General features: G+C 53.1%; 4 protein-coding genes. 1 reads left to right on the forward strand and 3 read right to left on the reverse strand.

The genetic code is table 11. The annotated features are described in order from the left end of the window. Nucleotides 1-546 precede the first annotated feature (546 nt). Nucleotides 547-978 (forward strand): DNA recombination protein RmuC, encoded by a 432-nt coding sequence (rmuC, locus tag A3A5_RS0115475; protein ID WP_018311467.1) that lies wholly within the window; start codon nucleotides 547-549, stop codon nucleotides 976-978. Between the two features lie 166 nt (nucleotides 979-1,144). Here the strand turns inward: rmuC and A3A5_RS0115480 are convergent, their stop codons facing one another. Genes A3A5_RS0115480 through A3A5_RS41540 form a run of 3 tightly spaced genes read right to left on the reverse strand, consistent with a single transcriptional unit; the run spans nucleotide 1,145 to nucleotide 3,405 of the window. Continuing rightward, the gene (locus A3A5_RS0115480; protein ID WP_035812667.1) at nucleotides 1,145-1,987 is read right to left on the reverse strand and encodes a hypothetical protein; all 843 of its coding nucleotides are present in this window, start codon (nucleotides 1,985-1,987) and stop codon (nucleotides 1,145-1,147) included. Nucleotides 1,988-1,993: 6 nt separating this feature from the next. Then, on the reverse strand, nucleotides 1,994-2,623 hold the full coding sequence (locus A3A5_RS41535; protein ID WP_026200818.1) for a hypothetical protein: 630 nt from the start codon (nucleotides 2,621-2,623) through the stop codon (nucleotides 1,994-1,996). After that, complete coding sequence (locus A3A5_RS41540; RefSeq protein WP_081623908.1) at nucleotides 2,623-3,405, reverse strand: TIGR04255 family protein; 783 nt, start codon at nucleotides 3,403-3,405, stop codon at nucleotides 2,623-2,625. Before A3A5_RS41540 ends, A3A5_RS41535 begins: the two co-directional genes overlap by 1 nt. Nucleotides 3,406-3,573: the final 168 nt, after the last annotated feature.

Below are 3,573 nucleotides of genomic sequence, written 5' to 3' on the forward strand. Positions count from 1 at the left end.
TTTGCGACGCAGTTAACAAGCCCCTCTGCTATGTCATTGAACGTAAACGGTTTTTTCAAGCCGCAGGCCGGCCGCGTTTTGTATAAGGGCATGGCTTGAGGTCCTTGTCGGGGTCCTATGGGAGGAAACCGTCAGCTACGTTTACGGGCTTGATCATGAAGATCCGGTCGCAAAGGTTACGGTTACTACTAATGGAAGTTTCGGAGACTTGCTTTGGCGAAGGACGGGCGGCTGGGTGACATTTCTCAGCATGCAGCCCAATGGGCGAACAGAGGTAAGACGCCGCGGGTATTCCACGGAGGTAGAGACCGGGTACTATCTCAATGTCTCGCAATTGGCCACACATGAGCCTGCAATTGACAATGCGCTGCGAGCCGAGGGCTCTGACACGGGCAGTGCCATCGCCAGATGGGGTGGAGCGGCTGCGAGGGAAAAGCTGGACCCAATGGGGGGTGATGGTGCTTTCGGTGCTTATTGACACGGTTTCAGCAAGAAAACGGTTCTGTATCAACGAGTTGTGCAAAGAGCTTTTCGTGGAAAAGTCGAGTGTACAAATTATTGATTTCAAAAAGGATTTCGCCCTCCGGCGTATTATTTTGCGGAGAAAGCACGATCACCCCGTCTACGCTTCCCTTCGTCGTTCGAACCGTTGCCCACCTTTGGCGCCAGGAGTATCAGAGCAGAAACGCCCAGGATATTGCGAAACGTGGCGCCGAGCTGTACGACAAGCTATGCGGATTCGTTGGCGATCTGCAAAAAGTTGGGGAGAAACTGGGGCAGGCAAAGGCAGCGTACGACGATGCTCATAGCAAGCTGGCCACCGGTAAGGGAAATGCGATCCGACAAGCAGAGATGTTACGTGCATTGGGAGTGAAGCCGGGAAAAAACTTGCCGGCTGCGTTGGTTGAGAGCGCTCGCTCCGACGAGGAAATCATTGTGCCGCCTCTCGCGGGACTTCCTTTGGCCATCGACGGGTGAGCCTGATGAATTGGCGGGGAACGGCTAGTTTCAACGCCTCAGAATTTTAGCCAACAAGTTCTGATTGCTGCGCGACGGGGTGTGATCGCCCCGCAGCTATCCCAGCAAATCGAATATTTGCGAATTAACAACTCGCTCAAACCAGAGTTAATGAGTCGGCTCGAATTTATAGAATTGGCGGCCCTAGTTGATCATCGTCCGCCTTGAGCGTCATGTATTCGAGCCGCCACTGAGTCAATGTCCTGGCACGACTCACGGGGAGATCGTCCTCCGAAATCGAAAAGCAAGCCTTCAACACAATGAATTTCCCGTCTTGCAGACGCAGACGAACGGCATCTTCGATCTCAGTCGCTAGACGGTCCGCAGCCTCAGCCGAAGCATCCACATCTTCACCAGGAGCGAAGACTAGTACGATGCCTAGTTGATACGGGTCTCCTTCCTTGCGTTCGATGCTCTTGCCGGCGTCAACGTCGAAGTAGACGAAGGATATAAGCTCACTGGACTTCTCTAGCGCTTTGGACAACTTTGAGTCCGCCTTGGTACTCGCCATGCGCTTGACAAAGGCATCGGGAAAGGCAGCTCGATTGTAACGCGAGCCCAGCCAACTGCGTAGGACTGCAAGGGACTTTCCATCAAGCCCGAATGTCTCGTCAGGTTCGAATCGAGCCAACTCGCTCTTGGCAATCGACTGCTTTCTAGTGCTGACAAGCTCTATATGCACTGGCTCTCCGCCGCGAGTGGCGGCATAGTGGAGTGTTCGTGGTGCCTTGCCCCACGTGAAATTACCGTCGACTTTCTGGACAATTCGACCCACGATGACTTCGACGTCCGGTTCGACGGTGAGATTATCGTTAGCTAGATCGCAATCATGGGAGACGACCACAACGCAATGGGCATCTGCGCCGCCCGGGTAGCTCAAGAGGAAATGCTCCATGGCAGCTAACGGCAGCACATTTCCTTGCCGCCATTTTGTATCGCGATTCCACTGCTTCGCTTCTTGTCCTGCCATACGGTATTAGTTGCTCTCGTCTAAGGACGGACTTCCGATGTCAAAAGCGTCAAGTTTAGACTTTCGGCCGGCTAGCAAAGCGTCGAGTTTGTCACGGGACCCCGCGCCGCGCTGAACGATTCGAATCAACTTCTTGGCAGTCTCTTTGCCGTCGGCGCCTTCGGACAGCAATTGCAGAAAAGACTTACCGTCTGCCACGGACCGGTCGAGCATCACACCAGAGGGTTTAATCCCTAACTCCGAGAATACACTTGCTGCCTGTGCAAGCTCTCTGAGTCGTTCTTGATAAATAGCCTTCGGTGTTTCACCCTCGAGCCAATTATATAGAGTCTGGCGTGAGACCCCAAACACCTGCGGCAATCGCGATAGGGTTCGTCCAAAACCAGATTTTACCTGCTGCATCAACTTCGCGAACGGCGCATTCTCCGCCGTTGGCGTAGGTATGAGCACCTCGAAGGGCTGGTAGCCATAGGGTTGACTCACAAACGCAGCGAGCGCTAGGCCGCCCGTTCCGACTTCCAGATTGGGCCAAGGGCGCTCTGTGACCTTAACCCGCAGGTGAATTCCTGCTTGCGGCCGGTAGTTTGCAACATCGAAATCCGAGGTTGCAGCGAAAGGAAAGAAGGCAGAGATCATCACTCATCCCAAACGGCAAGAGCATGAGGCGTTATGATCCTTCGGAACGCGGCGCCGATGACATCATGTATTGCACCCAAACTATTGCCCACACCTTCAAGTGAGAATAATTTGCGCCCTTCGATAAATCCATCCGTATCCAGAATAGCGTGTTTGCCCCTAGCTTGGGAAAATCGAGGTTGTACGATCATGCCATGGGGCAGTAGGTCCGGCGGAAAGGCTAGGCTTCCATCTTGAGTGAGAACGCGTGCGCGGAGGCGAGTATCGCCCACGGCGTTAAACATCTCGACAAAAGTGTGCAAAGCCTGTCCGCCTAGACTGTCACCTAGACCTTGTACCTGTGGTGCTAAGTAGCGCTCTAGTGGATCGCCATGTTTCGGAAAAACGTGGTCCAGGTACCTTAACCCTACTCGCTCTGTGAAATCAAGGTTAACCAAATCATGCACTAGGCTGAGCCCTTTCAGAAAAGCTCCTGAAAACGACTCGTAAGTTCCATAGTTGGTCGACTGAAATGTCAGCGATTCAGGACTCAGCACGAAACTATGCGTCTGCTCGACGTTCGCAAATAGATACTGGACTTGCGGCACGGGCTGAGGAACAGCTTGCCCTTCTTGAACCGAAAACTGCAGAACAACGTTGCTGTGCGTCGAAAATGCAGGAAAGCCAGTCCGGCGCAGGCCATCTTGAATTGACGGCAGGTATTCTGAAAGCTTTAAAAGTGCATTAAACCGCACTTGTGCCAACGTGAAGTAAACCGGAGGATTCTTCAGCGGCTTTCCCATTATCAACTCCTGTGTAGGGGGCCTACTTTACACTTCGGTTTACAATGTGGCAACAGGTTTTACTTCGAGACGTGCCCAGTACTGACTACAAGGGACGGCTTCAGAAAACGGAGAATATTGCCCGGTAAGGGGGAGTACGCCGGAACCGCCGAAAATTCCGGAATTTTG

This window comes from Cupriavidus sp. UYPR2.512 (assembly GCF_000379565.1).
In the GTDB taxonomy this organism is placed as follows: domain Bacteria; phylum Pseudomonadota; class Gammaproteobacteria; order Burkholderiales; family Burkholderiaceae; genus Cupriavidus.